The following is a 21,592-nucleotide window of genomic DNA, read 5'->3' as shown; positions in this document are numbered from 1 at the left end:
AATTCCGCTTTGAAAAAACTTCTCACGCTCGTGTTCGCTTTCGGATGTCTGCATGCCTCGGCACAGACCACGCGCAAGTATTCGAACGAGTTCATGAATATTGGTGTGGACGCGGCGGCACTCGGTATGTCGAACGCCGTGACGGCCAGTACCAACGACGTGAATGCCGTGTATTGGAATCCTGCGGGAATCCTCAACCTTCAGGACGGACAGGTCGGCGCGATGCACGCGAGCTATTTCGCCAACATCGCCCAATACGATTACCTCGCCTACGCCAAACCGATTGACGACCGCAGCGCCTGGGGAATTTCTGCAATCCGTTTCGGAGTCGACGACATCATGAACACTACCCAATTGATCGACGAGCAGGGCAATATCGATTATAACCGCATCAGCCTTTTCTCGACCGCCGATTACGCTTTCCTATTTTCGTATGCGCGCCACATGAAAATCGAAGGATTGTCGATCGGTGCGAACGCGAAAGTGATCCGTCGCATCATAGGTAAATTCGCGAATTCGTGGGGATTCGGGTTCGATTTGGGCATCCAGTTCGAACGCAACGGATGGAAATTCGGGGCCATGGCGCGCGACATCACCACCACGTACAACATTTGGGCGATAGACGAGGAAGAATTCGAAAAAGTACAGGACGCCGTCGAGGGACAAAACCAGGAATTGCCCGAAAGTACAGAGATCACGCTTCCGAAACTACAACTCGGCATTTCCAAAAAACACGAATTCCACAACGAGATGACGCTTTTGGGCGCGATTAATCTCAACTGCCGTTTTGAGCAGACGAACGACATCATTTCGACTTCGGCCGTCAGTATCGATCCGGCGGTCGGTTTCGAACTCGGCTATATCGATTTGGCTTTCGTTCGCGCAGGCGTCGGAAACTTCCAGAACATCACCGAACTCGACGGTTCGGAACGCGTCGGATTCCAGCCCAACGTAGGCGTCGGCTTCAAGTACAAAGGCATTCAGGTCGATTATGCGTTGACCGATTTGGGCGACCAGAGCGCGGCTTTGTATTCGAATATCTTTTCACTCAAAGTCGACCTCAGCATTTTCCGTTAATTCGTAAATTGCACGAAATTCCTTTCGATGCGTCGGCTTCTCCTTTTGATTTTTGCGTTTGTCGGTATTTCGGCTTCGGCCCAATTCATGACGTTGTCCGATTCGGCCCAAGTCAGCGTGCTCACGTGCGGCAAAGGCAATGAACTGTACTCGCTTTTCGGGCATACGGCATTGCGCATTTCTGATTCGGCAAACGGCATCGACAAAGTTTACAATTACGGCACGTTCGATTTTTCGACGCCGAATTTCGCGCTCAAGTTCGTCAAGGGCGATCTGCAGTATTTCGTATCGACGAGCACTTTCGAGGATTTCCTTTACAATTACGATTACGAGAAACGCTCTGTTTTTGAACAGGTTTTGGATTTGACGCAGCCTCAAAAACAGCAGCTTTTCAACAAACTCAATACGGTTCTGGTTTCCCAGGAGCGTTTTTATACGTATAAGTTCATCGACCGCAACTGTACGACGAAAGTAGCCGATCTGATCAACGAATATGTAGCGCCAAACACGGTCGTGAAAATCGGGAATACCGAAACCTCGTACCGCGCGATCATTTATCCCGAATTCGACGGACATTTCTACGAGCAATGGGGAACCAGCGTCCTTTTCGGGACAAGGGTAGACGAAAACGCCAAGCAATTGTTCCTTCCGATCGAATTGTACCAAAGCATCGCATCGGCCAAAAATTCGGGCAAACCGTTACTCAAATCGAACAAATCGTGGTTGGTTTTCGAGGAAGAAGCCGCTGCGAAATCGTGGTGGAACAATGTCTACACATACATCGCGCTTTTGTTGCTGATCGTTTTCGTCAACAACGACAAGGTAACGCTCGTCTATTTTACGGTGATGTCGCTTTTGGGCATTTTCTTTTGCGTGGCCGGATGGTATTCGTTCCACACCGAACTGCAATGGAATTACAACGCCTTGCTCATCAACCCGTTGTTGCTGTTTTTGGTGATTTCCTATGGACGACGCAACGCGAAAGGCGTATATATAACCAGTTTATTGTGTTTGGGATGCCTCGGCGTCTATTTGATCTACATGCTCAACAAATCCCACTTGCTTATCGTAGCGCCAATGATCGTGGCCCATGCGGTTTTGCTGCTGCGTTTGGGATTGCGCGCCAAAAACAAATCGCTTTTCAGATAATTATGGAACAAGACCAGATAGACCAAAATTTCGTCGAGCAACTCGAGAGCGACCAACGCGGACGCGACCTAAAATTGTCTACGAAGCGATTCCTGAATTATTCGGTAATGGTGAGCGCGGTGAACATTACGTTTTTCCTGCTGTTGATCCGCAATGGCATGGATACGGCGGTCAAAATCGGATATGCATTGGGCGCTTATCTCGTCGGGCCTTTGATTGCAGGATTCGTGATCGGATTTGTAATCGCGTTGTTTCCTTTCCGCAAAGCGACGTACATGAAAAAGTACTTGCGCGCGTCGTTGATCGGATTCATCATCATTCAAGCGCTGAGTTTCTTGGCGATTGTGGGAAGAATCTTCTCCCAGCCTACACTTCTGTGATTTATTGTCCGCGATAGAACAAAACCGTACTCAAAGTCTTTACGGTGATGTTGATGTCGAGAAAAACGCTGCGGTGCTTGATGTAATACAGGTCATATTGCAGCTTCATCAAACTGTCGTCTATAGAATCGCCGTATGAATAATTGACCTGCGCCCATCCCGTCAAACCTGGCTTGATCACGTGACGCGTTTCGTAAAACGGCATGACGTCGGCGATTTCCTTCACAAAAACCGGACGTTCGGGACGAGGGCCGATCACGCCCATATCGCCTTTAAGTATGTTGATGAATTGCGGGAATTCATCTATACGCGTCTTTCGCATGAATTTCCCGAAAGGCGTGATGCGCGAATCGTTCGTGGTCGTGAAAACCGCTCCGTTGGCCTCGGCATTCTTGATCATCGTACGCAATTTGAGGATGTTGAAAACCTTTCCGTTGCGCCCGACGCGTTCTTGTGTGTAGAATAACGAACCTCTATTACCTATGGCGTTTCCGATGAGGATCAAAGGCAAAAGCACGATGCCGACCAATATCCCGCAAATCGAGAACAGGATTTCGACAAGACGCACCACCAACAGATACAAATGGTTTTGGTTGCTTCGGCTGAAAGGGAAATATCGGTAAAAATCGCGCGCTACATATTGAACCGGTATGCGTTGCGTAATGGTTTCGTAAACCTGGGTATATTCCCTGATGATGAAGCCTTTCTCTAGCAAATGGATCAGTTGGTTGTAGATATTTACCGTGATGCCATCGGTTTTTTGTGATGCGATGACGACCTCTGAAACCATGTTGTCCTCTACGAATTTGTCGAGTTTTTCGGAACCGATGTGCTCGATGAACCCAAATTCAGGCGTATGGGGCGAATTGCTGTCGGTATTCACATATCCCAAAACCTTGTAATGCGGATCGACGCTTTCTAGCCCAGTGATAAGCTCCTTGGCCTGGTCGCGGTCGCAAATCAGGATCACTTTTTTGATGAAACGCTGTGAAGCCAGAAATTTTACGTAAAAAATACGCCAAAGGAAAAGTGCGCCCAAAACGGCCAGATAGAAATACAAAATCTGGATCCTATTAGGAAGCACGGGCGAATAGAACGGCGTGAGCAGGTAAATGAGTACCGTCACCGAAGCCGTCAGCACGATGCTTTTGGTCATCTGGAACTCGTTGCTCGCCACCTGCAGGTTGTACATCTCGAACACGCTTCCGATGATCGTGAGGTAAAGCCCGAGTACGATCGTCCAAATAAAATTGCTCGCCGAAATATCAAAGTAGTTGAAATTAAAAACCTTACCCATAAGATACAAAACAACGAGTACGGAAAGCATATCGAAAACCCTGAGCAGGATTTTGCGTTCCGAAACTTCAAAATGTATCTTTTTCCTATTCATCGTCAACCTTGAATGAGCGCGCAAGTTAAGGAATTAGCTTAAAATGAAACGGTGCTTATTTCAGAATTTCAAGCCATTTTGGCCTGATGTTTTCCCATTTGAAGCTTTGGGCAAGTTCTTTGGACAAAGCGACCAAAGTTTGCGCTTTCGAAACATCGGCGACTAAATCGGAAATGCGTCGGGCCATTTGTCGGGCATCATTGGTTGGCACCAAAACAGCCGATACGTCGTTTTTGAAAAGGTACGGTATGCCGCCCACATCGGTAGAAACGACGGCTAAACCCAGTGAAGCGGCTTCGATCAGGCTGAAAGGCGTATTGTCTACGTTTGACGTATTGATAAAGAAATCGCACTCATGCGCCATTTGCATCCACTCTTTTTTGGAAAGTTTACCCGTGAATAGTACGTGTACGCCGTGGTTTTGGGCATACGTCTTTACTTTTTCAAGGTTCCCTTCTACATCGGGGCCGACCATATACAAAGCCACATCGTCGAAGTCGCGAGACAGCAATCGGGCGACATCTACCGCCATTGCAGGATTGTAAATCGTCGAAAAAGAACGCACCCAAAGCAACTTAGGGCGAAAAACCGATCGGTTCTGGGCTTCCACTTCGGTCATCAAAGGATTCGGGACAACCTCCACCTGGAAACCTTCGCTTTCGAAAACGCTTTTGAGATAAGGTGAAGGCGCCACATTGAGGAACGAATGCGCAAAAATGAAACGCGCGAGCTCCGGGTTTTTCTTTATTCTTTGCGGAAGATTCCCACCGTGAAGCAACGGGATATATTTTAAGCGAAGTATGCGGCACAATCCTGCTACCATAATGGCGTACCAGAAATTTGAAGTGCTGTAGGTATCGACTAAAACGAAATCAATCCGAAATGCGTTGCGCAAGGTAGAGAAAAACATAGACCACAACCTAACGATTTTGTTGCTGGCCGATGAAGCGTATCTCACCTCAAATCCTTCCGATTCGAGCAAAGGCCCGAGAATTTCGATAGAAGTCGGATTTTTGCCGCGACCCGCGAGTTTATTCCCGATGTACAGCAGCCTTTTCTTTGTCATACGAAGTGATTTTTAACAAGGCCAGCGCATAAATGAAAGAAGGTGCAGCCAATCGCATGGCCGCATGGTTGATCGTGAAGAGCCAGAACACCAGGAACGGCAACAGGAAAATGTGTTCTTTGTTGTCAAGGTAGAGCATCAGCGGCGTTACGATCAGGATGATCAGCGCGAGTATTCCGAATGAACCGTGTTCGGCCAGCAAACGTGTCAATTCGTTATGCGAAAGACCTCCCTGACCCGATTCTGCCCTTAATGCAGCTCCTTTTGCCACGCCGATTCCGAATACCGGATGACTAAGGAAATCTTCAATTTCATTGGCCGCGAGCTCTTCACGACCGCTAAACCTGCTTTCTTTGACCTTACCGGTGGCGTCCTGGTTGGCGTAGCGTTTATCAATCAATCCGCCGGTTTGGGAAGATGAGTATCCCCATACCAAAAAATACATGGCCACCGCGCCTACCATAAATATTTTCATTTTGGATTTCCCGGAATCATTTACGCGGAAATAAGTAGTTGCGATCAGTGCGACCAACATCATCATTCCGGTAATCATACCGCCTCTTGAAAACGTAATAAGGCCTCGATACGAGATGTTCAATGCAAGAATAAGGTTAATGACCAGTAGAAACATGCCTTTCGAGTTGAAAATCACGCGCGATGCGAACACGAACATACCCAAACCCAAAGCGGTTGCCACCTGATTCGGGCCGAAACCTCCCGAAGTGAGATAGTTCGATCCCGTACTGGTTATAGATTCCTTGAGATCGGGCGTGAAAATGATGAGGTACGTCATGGCCGAAACGATCGGAAGTCCGGCACAAAGCAAAATGTCGAAAATTTCTTGTTGGGTCATTTTTCGCCTGTAGCTATAAAGTGAACAAATCCCTAAACACAACGGTCCAGATATGTTAAACGAAATGGTTTTTCGCATTTCGACATTGGGACCCAGTGTTTGTGTGGCCAATACTACGCCGGGTACAAGCAACACGAGGAAAATCCAATAAGGAACACCGTTTTTGGAAAATCCGCTGAAATAAGTTCCGAGCAAAATCACGACAACTACGGTATATTTTGCGTACTCGTAAAGGATATTTCCGCCCGTCATACGCAACAACACCTCGGCACCGACGATATAAGCCGCCACGTAAAGGGCTTCGTTGTTCCTGTCACGATTTTTCATGATATAGTAGACACCGCCCACAAACATCGCTACGGCATACACCTTGGACAATGGCGAAATCGCGTAAATCGCCGCTCCCAGAAACAGATGTCCCAAAATCAAAAACAAGTATTTCTTATCGATCTGTATCATAGCATTTGACCAAGCCAGCCCAAATATTTTTCCATCACCGCATTTTCGGAATGTTGTGAACTCACGGTGTCGTAAAGTTGTTCTCCGAATGCCTTGCGCATCGCTTCATTCCCAGTCAATTCATCGAGCGCTTTGGCGAAACTTTCAGCGTCGGACGGGACGCACAAGATACCATTCTTTCCCGACTCGACAATGGTGGGAATTTCACCGACCGCTGTCACTACTACCGGTTTCGAGGCGAATCCGTATTCGAGCAATGCCACGGGCAAACCTTCCGATTTGGACGTCAGTATCGCAATGTCGGATTGTGAAATGATGTGATTGATGTCGAGTCTGGATCCGTAAATGAAAATGCGATCCGAAAGGCCTTTATCGGAAATCAGCTTGCGCAAATCGGCAGCATACGCATCTTCGAAATCTTTACCGACCAAATGGAACGTCCAGTCGTGCGATCGCATTTTCAAAGCGGCCTCGACCAACATGAAATGATCTTTCTGTTCGCGTAGGTTGGCCAGGCAAAGTATGCGTTTTCCGGCTTGTCCTTGCAATTCTGTCGATGCGGTTTCGGGCGTCGGCTGCGCAAAATTCGGCAGGTAAACCACGTTTGAACATTTGAGTTCCGATTTGGCCCAACTCTTTAGCTTTTCATTGACCGAAATGATTCCCGAAAACAGATACGATCCGAGCCGCAGCGCTTTATCCTTGCGTTTTTCGGCAAATTCGCTCAAACCGTAATGGTCGTGCCAGATGATTTTTACCGAAGGCATCGTCAACTTCACGCAAACCGCCAAAAACCACGAAGTACTGTGGGCATGAAGAAATCCGATGCGGTTTTTTTTACAGAACGCGCGCAATCTCAAAATCGCTCCAAAGTCGAAAGTAGATTTGCGCCCAAGGAAAACATAGCCGGCCTTGTCGGACAAGGATTGCTTGAGGCCGCCTTCCTTACGCGTTACGGCGAGACCCGAAAAATCGGATCTGGAAACCAACGCATTGGCGTAATTGACGGCCATGCGTTCGGCTCCACCGCTTTCAAGCGAATCGATAATCTGCAGAATTCTCATTAACGGAAAACATTGAGCAAATCGTTAAACGTAAGTTTCAACGCATAATAGACCGACTGTTTCGCCCTACCTTTGAGCACATCGTTACCGTCGTACACATAGTAATAGCCTTTGTCGGTCTTTTGGATATCGAACTGATGCATACCGTAAGCCAATTCGGGGATATGAGGCTGGGCTTTGAGATAATCGTCGGTGAGTTTGACCAATTCGGGCGATTTGCCCGAAAAATCGAACTTGTACAACGACAAAGCCGAACCGTAACCTCGCGCGCAATCCTGTACCGGAAGTATCAGATCGCCTTTGTTCTCGAAAATTCGTCCGCCGGCACGCGCTTCAGAACCTCTGAGGATGCGTTTTACCTTTTTCCATTGTCCTCTTAACGAATCGGCTTTGAACAGGAACATGTTGAGATTGTCGTCCGAAGCGACCATGATGTTGAGCGAATCCGAAACGTAAATGCTCGGATCCTTCAGTCTTCCGCCCGCGAAAAGCGTGTCGATGACCTTCCATCCATATGGGAATTTATCGGTAGAATACAGCAATATCTTCTCGGCCGCCGCACTTTCGGGCACCATGTAGAATTTGCCTTTGTGTTTAAAAACCTGCGGATACGACAAATGGAACGGTTCGTCGAGCACCGTTCCTTTGAATTGGTAATGCTCGCCGTCGGCCGAACCCAAAACCGCAAGATTAGCTTTGAACGGTTCGAAATGGCGGTGTTCAATAAAAATGTAGAACGAATCTTTCTCCTTGATGAAAAACGGATCGGCCAAAAATTTGGAATTCTTGTCTGTTTTTTGAAGGTCTTTCGGCGTGATGAGCTTCGATGGGTTCGGAACTACCGTCGGCAGCGATTCAGACGACAATCCGTGCCCAACCGACCAATCTCCCCCTTCTTCAAGCCAGAACGGTGTGCGCGAATGGATGTAAACCAACGCGATAATTCCTAAAATACACAAAATAAACAGCAATTTCCTATACTTTCTCATCGAGCAAATGCTTTATTTCGGAACGGAAACGGTCGAGTGTGTAGGTTCTTGACCATTGCGTCCCGTTGATTGAAATCTTTTGGTATGAATCTGTATTCGAAATGAGGTTTAGAATTTGTGACGCGTCCCGGTCAATATCGCCCGTGAGCAAAATGCCTCTCGATCCATCGGCAAGCATTTGAGGCACACAGGAAACCGCGGTCGCTGCGGCAACGCTTCCCCAAAACATGGCTTCGGCCACAACTTTAGGCCAGCCTTCGCTTTTGGACGGTAAAAGTACGAAATGCGAGTGTTTATAAGCTTCGCGCACTTCGGCTTCATTGCGGTTGCCTTTGAGTTCGGCCAATTGCTGCAACTGGTTTTCCGAAATGTATGTTTCGAGCGATTGACGTTCTTTTCCTTCTCCGTAAAAATCGATTTTCACATCAATTCCCGATTGACCGATTTTTTGTGCGAGCTTAAGCGCATACATCGGTTGTTTCCCCGGCGCGAGCGAACCTACGAACAGAAATTTCACTCCGGAATCGAAACTTCGCATCGGCACATCGGTCTTGTCGCCTTCAGAATAACTCGCGGTAAAGAAAGGTTTTATGTTTTTGGAATCGCCTTTCCAATCACCGTACACAAGCACTTGCATGTTTTTGGTCAGCGAGGTGTTGTTGAGGATGTATTTCTGCAACCTGTAACTCCACGGCTGTGCCGAAGACGGATCCCAGTTTCCGGCGTATTTTGCCGTTTTGGGTTTCGACGGGAAAAAAATCTGCACCAAACATCCGATAAGACCAATATTTCCGGGACAACGCAAATGGATGTGGTCGGCTTTCGCCATGACCTTGAAAATGCGTGCGGCTATTATCGGAAACAGAAAAACGGCCTTGAGTTTATTCGAAAATCCGATCAGGTTGAACGCTGCGATTTCCGTAAAAGCGATTTTCGGATGGGAATACGCCAAATCGATAGCTCCGGGTGCGGAATCCAGCAAAGGCGCGACAATTTCGATATCGTCGACGAAATCGCCCCAAATGTTCATCTCGCGCACGTAAGGCCCATACGCGAAGTATCGGCTGTCGGAAAAATGATGCGGAACATGTGTGATGATGGCAAACCTCATTGGTCTTGAACCGCTTTATCGGCGGCCGGCGCTTTTGGTTTATCGAAAAACAGTCGGGCATAAGCCGCGAAACGTCCTGCACTTTCGGTGAGGGCTTTTGTCCTGTCTTTCTTGCCAAATATAGCATTTGTAAATCGTATCGCCGCAAGCAAGATTGTAATCGCATGCCATTTGAGTTTCGCGTTGGCCGATGGTTTCGGCGTTCGCACGCGCCATACGTACCAACCGTTGCGCACGACCATTTTCCCGTATTGAAACTGGTTCGGACGACCCGAAGGCGCATGATGGTGTTCCAGCCTCGCGGCCGTATTGACGTAGAGTTTTCCTAAATGCAATATGCGGTAACAAAAGTCGGCGTCTTCGTATAATCCGTAACCTTCGAAATAGTTAGAAAACCATACCGCCCCGAAAATGCTGCGTCGGAAAGACGAAACGCCTCCCATGAGCTGTTCGGCCTCGTATACTTTACCCGAAGGCGGCAAAAAACCGATGCTTCTCCCGTTTGAGAATTCGGGCGCAAAACCTGGAGGACGGTCGCTGTCAAGACCTAATTTCTTTCGGGTGAGAAAGCGGCTGCCGTCTTTGCGCTTCCATCCGTCGTAGGTGAAATCGGAAGCGGAAACGGGTGTAGTTTCATCTGTTTTAGTCCAATTCACTTCATTCGTGATGTAGCCGCCGACTCCGATAGCATCGGAAAAATTTGCATATGTGGCAATCAGATTCGAAAAATAATCGGGCTCGAGAATGGTGTCGTCGTCGAGGAAACACAAGATTTCGGAATTCTTGTCGGAAAGTGTAATCCCCAAATTACGTTGTTTCGTAAGGCCTCGGTCGTTTTGTGAAACGAGGTGATAGCGAAGGTTCGGCATCGGATTGGCTTCGAGTATCCTGGCCGTCGCATCGTTTGTCGATCCGTCTACGATAAGGATCTCATCGGGATAAACCGACTGGATCTTCACCGATTCGAGCAATTGCAGCAATTGGTGTGGCCGCATGTACGTACAGATGATCAACGTGAACCGCATAGCCTAACGTTTACCGAGTTCCTTTGCCCAAAATTCGCTCCTTTCCCATTGCTTTTTGAAGTTGCGATAGGCTGTGTACGGATTCAGGCTGTTCTTCTTTCCGTAGTTCTTGAAAAAATAAATCAGTTTGTAACCCAAAACCTGTTCGAGCGTGAAGTTCCGGATCATGAACAGCATAACGGTAGGCGACGGCTTCGGAAGCGGTACCTCATCGGCCCATGCAAACGGTGGCTTAACGCGGAAACCACCCATCGGCGCTTTCAAATGGATTACACGTACAAAAGGTACAAGCAAGATGTCGTATCCCTTGTTTCGCAATTGCATGCCGAAATCCTTGTCTTCTCCGTAGCCGAACTCGAATCCCGGGTTGAACCAAATCCCATCGAGACATTTGTGCTTGAGAAAAACTAAGCCCGAACTCAGTACCGAATATTGCAAAATCTGGTTTTCCTTGATTTTTTCATCGGGCTGCGGACCTGCGACCTGGATCACTTCGTTTCCGGTCATCCTGAAGTAGTCGAAAACATCGGCGATCAAATTGGCATCGAAGCGGATATCGTCGTCGGCCATGAACACAAAATCGCTGTCGGTACGCATCAAGGCCACATTCCTTGCGGCACAAACTCCCGAACGATGTGTAAACATGTGATCGATTTCAAAAGGCCACTTTTCGGTCGTCAGATAATCAAGTTCGGATGCGCTCGACGGGTCGGGATTCTGCTCAACGATGATGACTTTCTTTGGCATATAGGTTTGCGCAGCCAAATCCTTGAGTACGTTATACAGGTGCGGTTTCCTTCCGATAGTAGGAATAATTACGTCTATCGTACCGCTTTGTATGATGTTTTTGGACGACGAGATCGCGATGGCCGAGAATGCATTTTCGTCGGACTCTCGTTTTTTGTGGAACACCGAAACCAGATACGGCAAAATCGGGAATTTCCGTTTGAAAAGGATCATGTCCAAAAGCAACAACGACGTCCAGCGCATGCGGTAATGCTGGCGTACGAATCGGAACGTGTCGAAAATATCGGCTCGTTTCCAATCGGATTCGGTTATTGTTCCGGTAAGCAGATCGGGCTCCGAATAACATAACAACCCGGCACGCATCGCGCGTTTGGCGAACGAATTCAGGAAATAATCGAACCCGTCACTTACGTACAGGAATTCGGCGAACGCGTTCACTATTTCGGCATGGACGACGCCTACATGCGAACTCATCTGCCAAGTCGGGTATTTCACGTCTTTTTTTACGGGGATGAAAGGCGAGGCTTCTTCGGCAAAACCGATGATGCCATCCAGATAATTCGATTCCGAAGCATTGAACGAATACAAAAGGCGCTTATGGTGCAAAATGGTCGGAAGCACTTCCCTATTGAGATTTTCTTTAAGCCGCACATCGCACCAAACGATCGTCTCGAAAGGAAATTTAGCCGCGACGGCCAGCAAAGCCTTGGTAATAGACATGCCGTCAATTCCTTGTAATCCTTCTGTTTGGAGTACTTTATCGTCTTTATGGAAAAGAATGATCATCTACGGTATTCCTGTATGGTTTTGAGGTAAAATACCTCGTTCTGTTTGGCGACAATTCGATTCGAAAACACGGCACGCGCTTTTGAGGCGGCGGCCTGGCCTATATTTTTTCTCAATTCCGCATCTTCGAGCAAGGTTCGTATGACCGACGCGAAGCCGTCGTGATCTGTAGGATGTACGAGAAATCCGTCCTCGCGGTTTGAAACGATTTCGGGCGCCCAACCGATATCGGAAGCCACGATCGCTTTTCCCATTGCCATAGCCTCGATCCAGGAAACCGGAAGCGCCTCGGCAAAGGTAGGGAAAACGCATACTTGGGCCTTGTGGATTTCGTTTCTTATTTTGGCGTATTCGACCGGCCCGACCCATTCGACATTTTGTAATGCTTTTGGGGTAAAAATCGGTTTCATGAGCTGCCACGTCGAGGTGCTTTGGGTTTGGATATCGTAGGAATCGCGCCCTATCAAAACCAATTTCGCATCGGGAACGACATCGACTACCTTGTTGAAAATGTGCGGAAGTTCGAGCAACCCTTTTTTGCGGATTAACGTCCCGAAGTACAAAACCGTACGCTCAGGCATTTCGGTTTGAGACGGTGTGAATTTTTCGGCGTCGAGGCCGTTCGGGATTACGGTTATATCGGCGTTCAACCCGAAAATCTGCAATGTGCGGTCGGCCGTGAAACGACTTACCGAGACGATGGCGTCGGCATTTTCGAGCGCGCGCTTTTCACGCGAACGGTTAATCGGTTTCACTTGGCGATTCTCGAGGTCGCAAAAATAGGTGTCGCTGCCGTGAAGTCTTACCACGACAGGACATTTGGGTTTTATTCCCGATGTGATTCCCGTCCAGTCGGGCGCCTCGATCAAATCGAGTTGCTCGTTGAGAACCAAACCGTTTATAAGTTTTCGGATTTTCTTTTGGGTAAGGAATCGCGACAATCCCTTGATTTTCCTATTCTTGATAAGATGGATCGACATTCCGTCCTGCTCAAGCCGAACGTCTTCTTTTTGTCCGTACACCAAAATACTGACTTTGTGCCCGAGCGCTATCAATCCGGCAGACAAATTCGCGATGCTTGTGCCTATGCCGCCCGAGTTCCCGGTTCTGGGATGCGGAAATTCCGGAGTCAGGAAACCGATGTGCATCCGATGACGGTTTTTAGGCTGTTGAAAATGCGACGTGAAGCTTCGGTCGGCGGATGTTGGTTGATTTTCCCGAACCAATCGTGGGCGTGTGCGACGTTTTGTGTTTTATCGGTCAAAGCCGATTCGAGTTTCGAAGCGATTTCTTCGGGCGAATTGAGCCACACGACCGCTTTTTTATCGGGCATCGAACGGAAATGCACGTAATTGTAGATCTTTTTGACCGACCAACCCGCGCGTTTGTTGTTCGTCGGATCGTAATTGACGAACGCACACGGCTTTTCGTGCGACACATAATCGAAAACCATAGACGAACCCAGGTTGACGACCATTTCGGTATGCGCGATCGTATTGGCTTGTAGCGCCACGTCTTCGCGCATCGGCAGGACCGTATTCCACACAGAGCCGAGTTTTTTCCATTCGGGAGCGACGGGAACGATCAGGTCTTTGTTGGATTGCAGCACGTCATCGAACCTATCCGAAAAATCGACGGGGCAACGACGGAAAAGAATGCCGAGGTTGTGCCCTTTTTCGTTCAATTGACGCACGGCTTTCGCGACATCGGCCAAATATTGCGGATCGTTCGGCGACGTCGTGATGTCGTCTCCTGAATAACAGATGTATTTTTTGGAAAGGTCGAGTCGATGTTCAGCAAAAAACGCTTCCCTGGTTTGCAGCAACGATTTGTCGAAATGCGACTCGAATTGGGGCGTTCCGGTCACGATAATATTTTCGGCCGGAATGTAAGGATAGTAAAACAGCAGTTCCTGTTTCATATGGTCGCTCCACACAAAATAAAAATCGGCTTCGATGACCATCGTGGCTTTGGGTACGTTATCCCAAGAAAAAACGAACGCGATCGTCGGGATTCCCAAATCCTGTGCGGCCAAAATCGGTGCGATTGCCGTAAGCGGACGTTGGTTCGTACAAAAAACGGCCGCCGGTTTTTCGCGTTTCAACGTCTCCACACACGAAGCGTAATAGGCGCTTTTGCGTTCGCTGTCCTTGATTTTCCGGCGCAATGTTTCCAATCCTTTTTCAGAATCGTGACGCTTTGAAAGTTGCTTTACAGCGAATGATTTGAGTTTATTCTTCAAGCCGTCCGACGATAATTTCTGGCGATACGCCTCGTAAACCGAATCGTTCGAACGCGCGATGTTCCGATTGAGGTCGATAATGCTGCGTGCGCGACGCAATATATCCGTAAGCGGCCTCGGACGGGCGTTTTCGACTTTAATTTCGGTCAATCCCAACGATGTGAGATCGAAAGGCGTATTGTTCCAGAACGTCAAATCGAATCCTTCGGCTTTGGCGATTTCGGGGAACTTGCTGTACGCGAAATTCCGCAGTCCGACACCATCGGGAAGCAAAATGAAAATGGAACGATTAGACATAGTCGGATTTTACGTTTCCCGATGCGTGGTTCGGGTGCGCAAATATCGCTTAATTAACTGAAAAGAAAAAGGGAAACTACAAGGGTTTACACCTCGTCGAAAGGGTCGAGCTCGCGTACGACTTTTCCGGGAACGCCGACGACCAAAGAGTTGTCGGGAACGTCTTTTGTCACGACCGAACCCGCGCCGATTATGACGTTGCGTCCGACCTTGATTTTCGGAAGCACGACGGCATTGGTCCCGATCGTCACGAAATCACCGATCGTACAATTGCCTGAGATGTTCACATCGGGTGAAAATTCGGCGAATTTGCCGATCACACAATCATGTCCGATCGTGCAGCTCAGGTTGATCAGGCAGCCTTCGCCAAGTGTGATGCTGTTGGTCAAGATCGTTCCCGTCATGATGTTACAGCCGTCGCCTATATGGTTGTCGAAATGGCCGATTTGCGCCAACGGGGAAATCGTCGAAGTGAAGCGTCCGCCCATTGCCGTGAACTTTTTGTACAACCGGAAGCGCAGTTTCGGATCGCCTATGCCAATCGTAAACGCTTTGGTTCCGGACGATGCGAAATAATCTTCGGCCTGCTGTTCCGAACGCAAAATCGGGTAACGATCGTACAGTTTTTCGGGCATGTCGGGCGTTACGTCGTCATAGAAAAACAATTCGGCTTGAGGATTTTCCTGATAGACAACCTCAAGCACTTCCTTGGCAAAACCTTTAGCTCCGATGATTAGCATATCGTTTCGTTTATGGTGGTTACGATCATGTCGAGTTCTTCGTCGGTCAATCCGGCGAAAAGCGGGAGGCATAAAATAGATTTCGCCACGGCTTCCGAAATCGGCATTTCACCGCCCGAAACGTATTTGATCGTGTTCAGCGACGGATAGAAATAACGCCTCGGAAAAACCGAAATCGCGGCCAATCGCTTCTGCACTTCGAGCAAAACCTCTTCGTTTTCGAAAATTACGGGATAATAACTGTAATTCCAATCGGTGTGTTCGCGTAGTTTGAGTTTTTGCAAGTGATCGAAGTCGAGATGGGCATCGTAATACGACACAGCTTCGGCGCGCTGCCTTATGATCTCGGGAAGGTGCGGAAACACTGCCAATCCCATTGCGGCCTGCAATTCGGAAATCTTTCCGTTGATGCCAAGACCGTGAAAATCGAGCGGTCCGTTGTGCCCGAAATTGTGGCTGTAAAAAATACGGTCCATAAGCTCTTTGTCGTTGCAGAAAACCGCTCCGCCTTCGGCCGTATGGAAAATTTTGGTCGCATGGAAACTACACGTGCTCACGTCTCCGTATTCAAAAACGCTTTTGCCTTTGTAAGTCGTGCCGAAACTGTGGGCCGCATCGTAAATCACCTTCAATCCGTGTTTTTGGGCGATGCGTTCGATTTCTTCTAAATGACACGGATTCCCGAAAACGTGGGTCGCCAAAATCGCCTTTGTTTTGGGCGTGATGGCTTGTTCGATCTTGGTTTCGTCTATCGTAAGATATTCCGGATGTATGTCTACGAAAACCGGCGTACAATGTTCCCAAATGATCGCCGCCGTAGTCGCCACATAACTGAAAGGCGTCGTGATGATTTCGCCCGAATACCCCAAAAGCTTGAGTGCGATCTGAATCGGGACCGTACCGTTATTGGTGATCAAAATCGAATTGACCGAAAGATATTCCTTAAGTTTTTGTTCGAGTTCGAGCACCAATTCGCCTCGGTTCGTAAGCCATTGGTTTTTCCAGACCCGTTGCAGCAAGCGTTCGTATTCCTCGATCGGCGGCAGGAAAGTTCGGGTTACGTTGATCATTTCAAATGGGTTTGGATGCGCAAATTACGAATTAAACAAGGCTTTGGCCAGTATTTCGGCTTTTTCCCAATCGGCTTGGGTATCGAGATTGACGTGGGATTTGGGATCGTTTTCGATATAAGCAACCGAATTTCCGTATAGACTTCCCGATTTCAACACGTCGGTCTTCGTGATGTAAACCGATCCGTCGCGATGCCAAGCCTGCGGCAATTCCTGACGTCTCGGAATGATGGTTTGCTCGCCCGTCGCAATCTTCAAAAGCCCCAAGTCATCGGCTTCGAACGTCCAATGCGGATTGTATTCGTGAGGCACGGGAAGCACACTCACCAACGAATCGGCATTTGACTGCACGAATCTCGATATAGCTTCGTCCACAAATCCTTCGACACGGAAAGGCGTCGTGGGTTGCAACAAACAAACAGCATCGAAATGTTCACCCGAATTTTCGAGGAATTCCAACGCGTGAAGAATGACGCCAAGCGTAGGCGAACCGTCTTGCGCGAATTCGGACGGACGCAAAAAAGGAACGTCGATCCCAAATCGATTCCCGACTTCGGCAATCGCTTCGTCATCGGTAGAAAGTATGGTTTTGACCAGCAGATCGGATTGCAGCGCAGCTTCGGCCGTATAGGCCAAAACCGGTTTTCCTGCCAACGGTTTTATGTTCTTTCCGGGAATTCCCTTCGAGCCGCCGCGAGCCGGTATGAGTCCGAGGATACGCATCAATACGAGATGGTTTTATGGAACACGAGCGGAAGTGTTTCGAGCAGGTCGGCAATCTGTTCGCCTGCGTCGCCACCGCCGTAAACATTAGAACCCAATCGGTCTTTTTTAGACAATTGGGTGTTGATGGCTTGTGTGATTTCGTTCTCGTCATACCCCACGTCGATCACGTTCGCACCGCGATCACGCCTGTTCTGGCGCGAGCCGATGTTGACCACGGGAACGCCCAAAAACGAGCATTCGCGGATCCCGACGCTCGAGTTTCCGATAAGGCAATCCGAGAAATACAGAAGCTCGAGGAAATCGTCTCCTTTCATGTTCTTGAAAAAATGCACGTTTTCGAGTTCGTGTTTTTCACGGAACGCGCGTATGCCGCCCGAAGTTCCGTCTGCGCCCGCATCGACGTTCGGCCAAAACCAAAGTGCGGGTTTATCGAGTTTGCGCACCGCTTCGAGCGTGGCTTCGATTTGTTTGCGCGACGCCTGATATTCGTTCGTGACCGGATGCTGCATCACGACAATGTAACCGTTGGACAGATCGGGTTGAGAACCGACGCCACCGTATTTTTCGTACGGATTGAAACCCAATTCGGTCTTGCCTGTTATTTCGTGCGCCAAATCGATCGACGGACATCCGGTATTGAAAACCATATCTGGATTTTCGCCGAGTCTGACGATGCGGTCGCGTGCGTTTTCGGAAGCGGCGAAGTGATAATCAGCGAGTTTCGTAATCGAATGCCTTACTTTTTCGTCTATATTTCCGGTGACTTCACCTCCTTGGATGTGTGCGAGCGGAATGTTCATATACGTCGCGGCGATCGCGGTCGCCATCGTTTCAAAACGGTCCGCGACGGTCACGACGACATCGGGCTTTAAATTGTCGAAAACGGTCGAGAGTTCGAGAATTCCGATTCCTGTCGTTTTTGCGGCTGCGGTCAAATTTTCGCCCTCGAGTACATTGAACACGCGCGCGCTGATGTCGAATCCGTCGTTGGCGATGTAATTCACGGCGCTTCCGTATCGGTCGAGCAAAGCCGACGCCGCCACGACGAGCTGCAATTCGAGTTTCGGATGCTTCTTGATCGCCGTCAGAACCGATTTCACGCGGCTGTAAGAAGGTCTTGCGGTAATCACGACCGCTATTTTCCTGATATCGCTCATACTATGTCTTCAAACTGTAAAAAGTCCCACTGGTTAAGGGATTTGTTTAATCTTTTGCCGATTACCGATTGGAATTCGGATGCGGAAATACCCATTGCTTTGGGTTTCTTGCCTTCCAAATCGTTTATCGAAAGAATGTGGCCTTCGCGCAGATCTTTGTTCACGGCTATGGATTTTTCGAAAATGGCTTTGAGCCCGTCGTATTCGGAATTGTCGTTTTTATTGATCGGATGTTGCAGGGATTCGTAAACCATGTTCACGCTTGTCACGAGTTCGGCCGTTTCCTCGAGCGTCAAGGAAGCTTTGGCGTCGGGCCCGAAAAGGTCGCGATGGAAAACCACATGGAATTCGAGGATTTCCGCTCCGAGCGCAACCGCGGCGATTCCTGTGGAAACCTGTGCGGAATGATCCGAATAACCGATCGCAACCTGATAACGGTCGCGCAATTCGGCCATCACGTTGAGTCCGTATTGGGACGGTTTTGTCGGATAGGCCGTCGTGCATTGCAGAATCGAATAGTCGGCGTTTTTGCTTTTGAGAAATGCGACGGTCGCATCGAGTTCCGAAAAATCGCTCATGCCCGAAGAAAGGATTACAGGTTTTCGGGTTTCGACAATCTTTTGCAACATCAATAAATTATTGACTTCGCCCGAACCGATCTTGTACGCCTTCACGCCTATTTCCTCGAGCCAGCTCACGGCCAGATTGCTGAATGGCGAACAGATGAAATCGAGTCCTGCCTCATCGCAATGCGACTTGATGCCTTTCCATTGGTCGAGCGTGAACCCCATGCGCTTCCAGTAATCGAAACGCGTATCGTCTTCGTAAGAGAATTTGATGCGGAACGGTTCGGCCGCGCTGCTTTCGGCTTCGGCTATATGCATCTGGAACTTGATTGCCTGGACGCCTGTTTTGGCCACGGCGTCGATATACGAATGCAATATGCCGAGACTGCCGTCGTGGGCTTGGGCGATTTCGGCTATCAGGTACGGTTTTTTATGGTCGGATAGAAATGACATGGGCGTAAAAATAGGCATTTTTTGCAGAGCTTCTCCACACAAGATCGCACGTAAATTCAGGAAATGGCCTGCTTTGCCGACAAAACGATGCGATCCATGCCTTCGTTCCAATCTTGCATCGAATACATGGGCTTTTCAAGAGTGATCGCAGGTTCTTTTCCGGTCAGGTAATCGCTTATGGCTTTTTCCCATTCCGATGCGAAATTCGGGCGGTCTATTAGTTTGCCGAGTTTGCCGTATTGCAGCACTTCGGGTACGCCGCCTTGATGCGAGGCGATGCAGTGACAACCGCAATTGAGCGCTTCTACAAGACTCATTCCGAAACCTTCCTGACACAAAGTCGGGAACAGATAACAATCGGCGACCTGGTAATATTTGGCGAGTTCTTTATTTGGGATGCGTCCGAAATATTTCACTCCTGATTCGGGATTTGCCTTTTCGGCACCAACCACAAACAACATCGCGTCTTTGTGCTCGCGATGGATGTTTTTCCAAGCTTCGAGAACCACGTGAAGTCCTTTTTTAGGGCGGTTGTTCGAACACCACAGAAAAACTTTCTTGCCCGACACGCCAAATTCGCTTTTGAGTTCCGATTTCTTTTCGGGCGATAACGGACGGAAACGATTTACATCCACACCATTGTAAAGAACGGAAACCTTGAACGGGAAATTGATATAATGGTTCAGGTGCGCTTTATAGCTGTCGTTCGTCAGAAGCACGATCTCGTCTATCTCACGGTAAAAATCGGGTGTTAGTCCTGACCTCCAGAAAGGGGCGAAACCGTGGTAGAAAAACTGGATGTGGCAATTGTGCCGGATGCCTTTCTTTTGCAACATGCGATGTACATGGCCTGCCAAATGAAAACTGTCGATGATCTGGATCACACATTTTTCATCGTTCGAAATCATCGATTCGAGCTTGTTCACGAATCCGACACGGAAATACTGCATTTTTTCGTTGATTTTGGAAAAAATGCCCGATTTGACGATGCCGTATTGAATTGCGTCAAACCGCTTTTCGGGTTCAGGGCAAATGATATGGTCGATCTGTCGGTGACCCGATTCGAAATAGTTGCCGTATAAGGTCGTCCAGCTTCCTATTCCGGAAAAAGGCAAAGGAAACTGCGAAATGAGAATGACTTTTGACATGACGTCCTTTGGTTAAGACAGATATTTTTGAGTGTTTTGGCGTTCAAGCCCTTTGAATGGCAGCAACTTCCTGATGATGCTTTTACGTCTTAGCAACCAAACCAGCAAATCGTACTTGGTGTGGTACATCAACCCTTTGTATGGTTTTGAGGACAACATTACGGGCCAAACTTCGGCTTGCTGTCGGTCTACTTGTGTGAAAGCATCGTGCATCCAGGGCTCGAAAACATTTCCCATATGGAAAGCGTAATTGTACTTAGTGGAAAGCCTCCAAAAACCTTGGCCCACTACAGGCAGGTCGAGAATCTGGTTTTCGCTTTTGCCACCGAGTTTGTAAGGCGTGAATCGCGTGTTCAGTTTGCTGAAAATATCGCCTCTGTATGTGGTTACGAAATGCCCGGCCCCGATCACGGCTTCCGATTTGGCATTTTTTACCGTAAGATATTTTTTGAGATGTTCTTCGTTGTAAAAACCCGGATTTCCGATACTGTGCGCAAAGGCTTTAAGTCCTTCCGGATCGGCGACCGGCCTGAAACTAAGCTTTGATGAGAACATCAGGCTTCCCCAAATGTTCGCGGTATTTTCGCGGAAGGATTTCGACGACGGCGTTGGACAAACGGCTCCCGCCTTGGGAAACGCAAGGAAAATGTCGTAGGCGGCCTGTTGCCATCCGTTGAGGAAAAGCACGTCGGCATCGGCTATGGTCACAAAATCGAAATTTCCACCCGAAAGACCTTTCAAAATGGAATTGAGCTTGCCGATATTGGTCGTATGCGTAAGTTCGTGGATTTGCTTTTCGCGGAACAGGTTCTCGAGATAATCGGCTACTTGTTGCGAACTCCCATTGTTGATGACCGTTATGAAAGTATGGCTATGTACGGTCTTGATCAAAGATTCGAGGCACAATTTCAAGATCGTAAGCCCATCCTTGAAATAATCGCCTTCTGACGGCAGATACACGGGAACGATTATCTGGTGCCAGTAACCTGAAAGTAGTTCTTTTTTGTCTTTATGCGGATTGAAACCGATCCTCATAGTGGTTTGTTTGGTTGATAAAAATACGACTTGACGATCGCTTCGGGTCATCGGGAAGCCAA

Annotated in this window: 20 protein-coding genes; 3 read left to right on the top strand and 17 right to left on the bottom strand. The window is 48.4% G+C overall.

What is annotated here, in order from left to right; all coding sequences use genetic code 11:
* Positions 1-9: 9 nt before the first annotated feature.
* From HZF10_RS08395 to HZF10_RS08385, 3 genes are read left to right on the top strand one after another with little or no spacing between them, the layout of a single operon-like run.
* On the top strand, positions 10-1,077 hold the full coding sequence (locus HZF10_RS08395; protein WP_449531340.1) for a putative type IX sorting system protein PorV2: 1,068 nt from the start codon (positions 10-12) through the stop codon (positions 1,075-1,077).
* A gap of 27 nt (positions 1,078-1,104) precedes the next feature.
* Entirely contained in the window at positions 1,105-2,226 is a 1,122-nt protein-coding gene (locus HZF10_RS08390) for an Lnb N-terminal periplasmic domain-containing protein (protein WP_246282513.1), read from the top strand.
* Between the two features lie 2 nt (positions 2,227-2,228).
* Entirely contained in the window at positions 2,229-2,606 is a 378-nt protein-coding gene (locus tag HZF10_RS08385; protein WP_176005746.1) for a hypothetical protein, read from the top strand.
* 1 nt (position 2,607) lies between these two features.
* Here the strand turns inward: HZF10_RS08385 and HZF10_RS08380 are convergent, their stop codons facing one another.
* From HZF10_RS08380 to HZF10_RS08300, 17 genes are all read right to left on the bottom strand, one after another.
* Complete coding sequence (locus HZF10_RS08380) at positions 2,608-3,996, bottom strand: exopolysaccharide biosynthesis polyprenyl glycosylphosphotransferase (protein WP_176005745.1); 1,389 nt, start codon at positions 3,994-3,996, stop codon at positions 2,608-2,610.
* 55 nt (positions 3,997-4,051) lie between these two features.
* The gene (locus HZF10_RS08375; RefSeq protein WP_176005744.1) at positions 4,052-5,062 is read right to left on the bottom strand and encodes a glycosyltransferase family 4 protein; all 1,011 of its coding nucleotides are present in this window, start codon (positions 5,060-5,062) and stop codon (positions 4,052-4,054) included.
* Positions 5,028-6,374 (bottom strand): O-antigen ligase family protein, encoded by a 1,347-nt coding sequence (locus tag HZF10_RS08370; protein ID WP_176005743.1) that lies wholly within the window; start codon positions 6,372-6,374, stop codon positions 5,028-5,030. The genes HZF10_RS08375 and HZF10_RS08370 overlap by 35 nt, the downstream gene beginning before the upstream one ends.
* Complete coding sequence (locus HZF10_RS08365; RefSeq protein WP_176005742.1) at positions 6,371-7,438, bottom strand: glycosyltransferase; 1,068 nt, start codon at positions 7,436-7,438, stop codon at positions 6,371-6,373. The genes HZF10_RS08370 and HZF10_RS08365 overlap by 4 nt, the downstream gene beginning before the upstream one ends.
* Entirely contained in the window at positions 7,438-8,427 is a 990-nt protein-coding gene (locus HZF10_RS08360) for a glucosamine inositolphosphorylceramide transferase family protein (protein ID WP_176005741.1), read from the bottom strand. Before HZF10_RS08360 ends, HZF10_RS08365 begins: the two co-directional genes overlap by 1 nt.
* A complete protein-coding gene (locus HZF10_RS08355; RefSeq protein ID WP_176005740.1) occupies positions 8,414-9,538 on the bottom strand; it encodes a glycosyltransferase in 1,125 nt (374 codons plus the stop codon). Before HZF10_RS08355 ends, HZF10_RS08360 begins: the two co-directional genes overlap by 14 nt.
* The gene (locus HZF10_RS08350) at positions 9,535-10,563 is read right to left on the bottom strand and encodes a glycosyltransferase family 2 protein (protein WP_176005739.1); all 1,029 of its coding nucleotides are present in this window, start codon (positions 10,561-10,563) and stop codon (positions 9,535-9,537) included. Before HZF10_RS08350 ends, HZF10_RS08355 begins: the two co-directional genes overlap by 4 nt.
* A gap of 3 nt (positions 10,564-10,566) precedes the next feature.
* Positions 10,567-12,096: a glycosyltransferase family 2 protein gene (locus HZF10_RS08345; protein WP_176005738.1), complete on the bottom strand. Its 1,530-nt coding sequence runs from the start codon at positions 12,094-12,096 to the stop codon at positions 10,567-10,569.
* Positions 12,093-13,244 carry a glycosyltransferase family 4 protein gene (locus HZF10_RS08340; RefSeq protein WP_176005737.1) on the bottom strand — a complete coding sequence of 384 codons (1,152 nt, stop codon included), beginning with the start codon at positions 13,242-13,244 and terminating at the stop codon, positions 12,093-12,095. Before HZF10_RS08340 ends, HZF10_RS08345 begins: the two co-directional genes overlap by 4 nt.
* A complete protein-coding gene (locus HZF10_RS08335) occupies positions 13,226-14,635 on the bottom strand; it encodes a UDP-glycosyltransferase (RefSeq protein ID WP_176005736.1) in 1,410 nt (469 codons plus the stop codon). Before HZF10_RS08335 ends, HZF10_RS08340 begins: the two co-directional genes overlap by 19 nt.
* Before the next feature lie 86 nt (positions 14,636-14,721).
* Complete coding sequence (locus HZF10_RS08330) at positions 14,722-15,375, bottom strand: acetyltransferase (RefSeq protein WP_176005735.1); 654 nt, start codon at positions 15,373-15,375, stop codon at positions 14,722-14,724.
* A complete protein-coding gene (locus HZF10_RS08325) occupies positions 15,369-16,445 on the bottom strand; it encodes a DegT/DnrJ/EryC1/StrS family aminotransferase (protein WP_176005734.1) in 1,077 nt (358 codons plus the stop codon). The genes HZF10_RS08330 and HZF10_RS08325 overlap by 7 nt, the downstream gene beginning before the upstream one ends.
* Positions 16,446-16,469: 24 nt before the next feature.
* Positions 16,470-17,168: an acylneuraminate cytidylyltransferase family protein gene (locus HZF10_RS08320; protein WP_176006070.1), complete on the bottom strand. Its 699-nt coding sequence runs from the start codon at positions 17,166-17,168 to the stop codon at positions 16,470-16,472.
* Positions 17,168-18,328: a UDP-N-acetylglucosamine 2-epimerase gene (gene neuC, locus HZF10_RS08315; protein ID WP_176005733.1), complete on the bottom strand. Its 1,161-nt coding sequence runs from the start codon at positions 18,326-18,328 to the stop codon at positions 17,168-17,170. Before neuC ends, HZF10_RS08320 begins: the two co-directional genes overlap by 1 nt.
* Positions 18,325-19,347, bottom strand: coding sequence for an N-acetylneuraminate synthase family protein (locus tag HZF10_RS08310; RefSeq protein WP_176005732.1), 1,023 nt, complete (start codon positions 19,345-19,347; stop codon positions 18,325-18,327). The genes neuC and HZF10_RS08310 overlap by 4 nt, the downstream gene beginning before the upstream one ends.
* A 56-nt stretch (positions 19,348-19,403) precedes the next feature.
* A complete protein-coding gene (locus HZF10_RS08305; RefSeq protein WP_176005731.1) occupies positions 19,404-20,495 on the bottom strand; it encodes a glycosyltransferase family 4 protein in 1,092 nt (363 codons plus the stop codon).
* Between the two features lie 12 nt (positions 20,496-20,507).
* Positions 20,508-21,530 carry a glycosyltransferase family A protein gene (locus HZF10_RS08300; protein ID WP_176005730.1) on the bottom strand — a complete coding sequence of 341 codons (1,023 nt, stop codon included), beginning with the start codon at positions 21,528-21,530 and terminating at the stop codon, positions 20,508-20,510.
* Positions 21,531-21,592 lie beyond the last annotated feature (62 nt).

This window comes from Flavobacterium agri (assembly GCF_013401995.1).
GTDB lineage: Bacteria > Bacteroidota > Bacteroidia > Flavobacteriales > Flavobacteriaceae > Flavobacterium > Flavobacterium agri.
This window is presented reverse-complemented; position numbering and strand designations above follow the sequence as displayed.

Bases quoted from the DNA above. Each gene is read 5' to 3' on its own strand.
- HZF10_RS08370 (WP_176005743.1), bottom strand. From the start codon at position 6,374: ATGATACAGATCGATAAGAAATACTTGTTTTTGATTTTGGGACATCTG.
- neuC (WP_176005733.1), bottom strand. From the start codon at position 18,328: ATGAGCGATATCAGGAAAATAGCGGTCGTGATTACCGCAAGACCTTCT.
- HZF10_RS08355 (WP_176005740.1), bottom strand. From the start codon at position 9,538: ATGAGGTTTGCCATCATCACACATGTTCCGCATCATTTTTCCGACAGC.
- HZF10_RS08340 (WP_176005737.1), bottom strand. From the start codon at position 13,244: ATGCACATCGGTTTCCTGACTCCGGAATTTCCGCATCCCAGAACCGGG.
- HZF10_RS08365 (WP_176005742.1), bottom strand. From the start codon at position 7,438: ATGAGAATTCTGCAGATTATCGATTCGCTTGAAAGCGGTGGAGCCGAA.
- HZF10_RS08335 (WP_176005736.1), bottom strand. From the start codon at position 14,635: ATGTCTAATCGTTCCATTTTCATTTTGCTTCCCGATGGTGTCGGACTG.
- HZF10_RS08325 (WP_176005734.1), bottom strand. From the start codon at position 16,445: ATGATCAACGTAACCCGAACTTTCCTGCCGCCGATCGAGGAATACGAA.
- HZF10_RS08375 (WP_176005744.1), bottom strand. From the start codon at position 5,062: ATGACAAAGAAAAGGCTGCTGTACATCGGGAATAAACTCGCGGGTCGC.
- HZF10_RS08385 (WP_176005746.1), top strand. From the start codon at position 2,229: ATGGAACAAGACCAGATAGACCAAAATTTCGTCGAGCAACTCGAGAGC.
- HZF10_RS08330 (WP_176005735.1), bottom strand. From the start codon at position 15,375: ATGCTAATCATCGGAGCTAAAGGTTTTGCCAAGGAAGTGCTTGAGGTT.
- HZF10_RS08300 (WP_176005730.1), bottom strand. From the start codon at position 21,530: ATGAGGATCGGTTTCAATCCGCATAAAGACAAAAAAGAACTACTTTCA.
- HZF10_RS08305 (WP_176005731.1), bottom strand. From the start codon at position 20,495: ATGTCAAAAGTCATTCTCATTTCGCAGTTTCCTTTGCCTTTTTCCGGA.
- HZF10_RS08390 (WP_246282513.1), top strand. From the start codon at position 1,105: ATGCGTCGGCTTCTCCTTTTGATTTTTGCGTTTGTCGGTATTTCGGCT.
- HZF10_RS08310 (WP_176005732.1), bottom strand. From the start codon at position 19,347: ATGTCATTTCTATCCGACCATAAAAAACCGTACCTGATAGCCGAAATC.
- HZF10_RS08320 (WP_176006070.1), bottom strand. From the start codon at position 17,168: ATGCGTATCCTCGGACTCATACCGGCTCGCGGCGGCTCGAAGGGAATT.
- HZF10_RS08350 (WP_176005739.1), bottom strand. From the start codon at position 10,563: ATGCGGTTCACGTTGATCATCTGTACGTACATGCGGCCACACCAATTG.
- HZF10_RS08380 (WP_176005745.1), bottom strand. From the start codon at position 3,996: ATGAATAGGAAAAAGATACATTTTGAAGTTTCGGAACGCAAAATCCTG.
- HZF10_RS08345 (WP_176005738.1), bottom strand. From the start codon at position 12,096: ATGATCATTCTTTTCCATAAAGACGATAAAGTACTCCAAACAGAAGGA.
- HZF10_RS08360 (WP_176005741.1), bottom strand. From the start codon at position 8,427: ATGAGAAAGTATAGGAAATTGCTGTTTATTTTGTGTATTTTAGGAATT.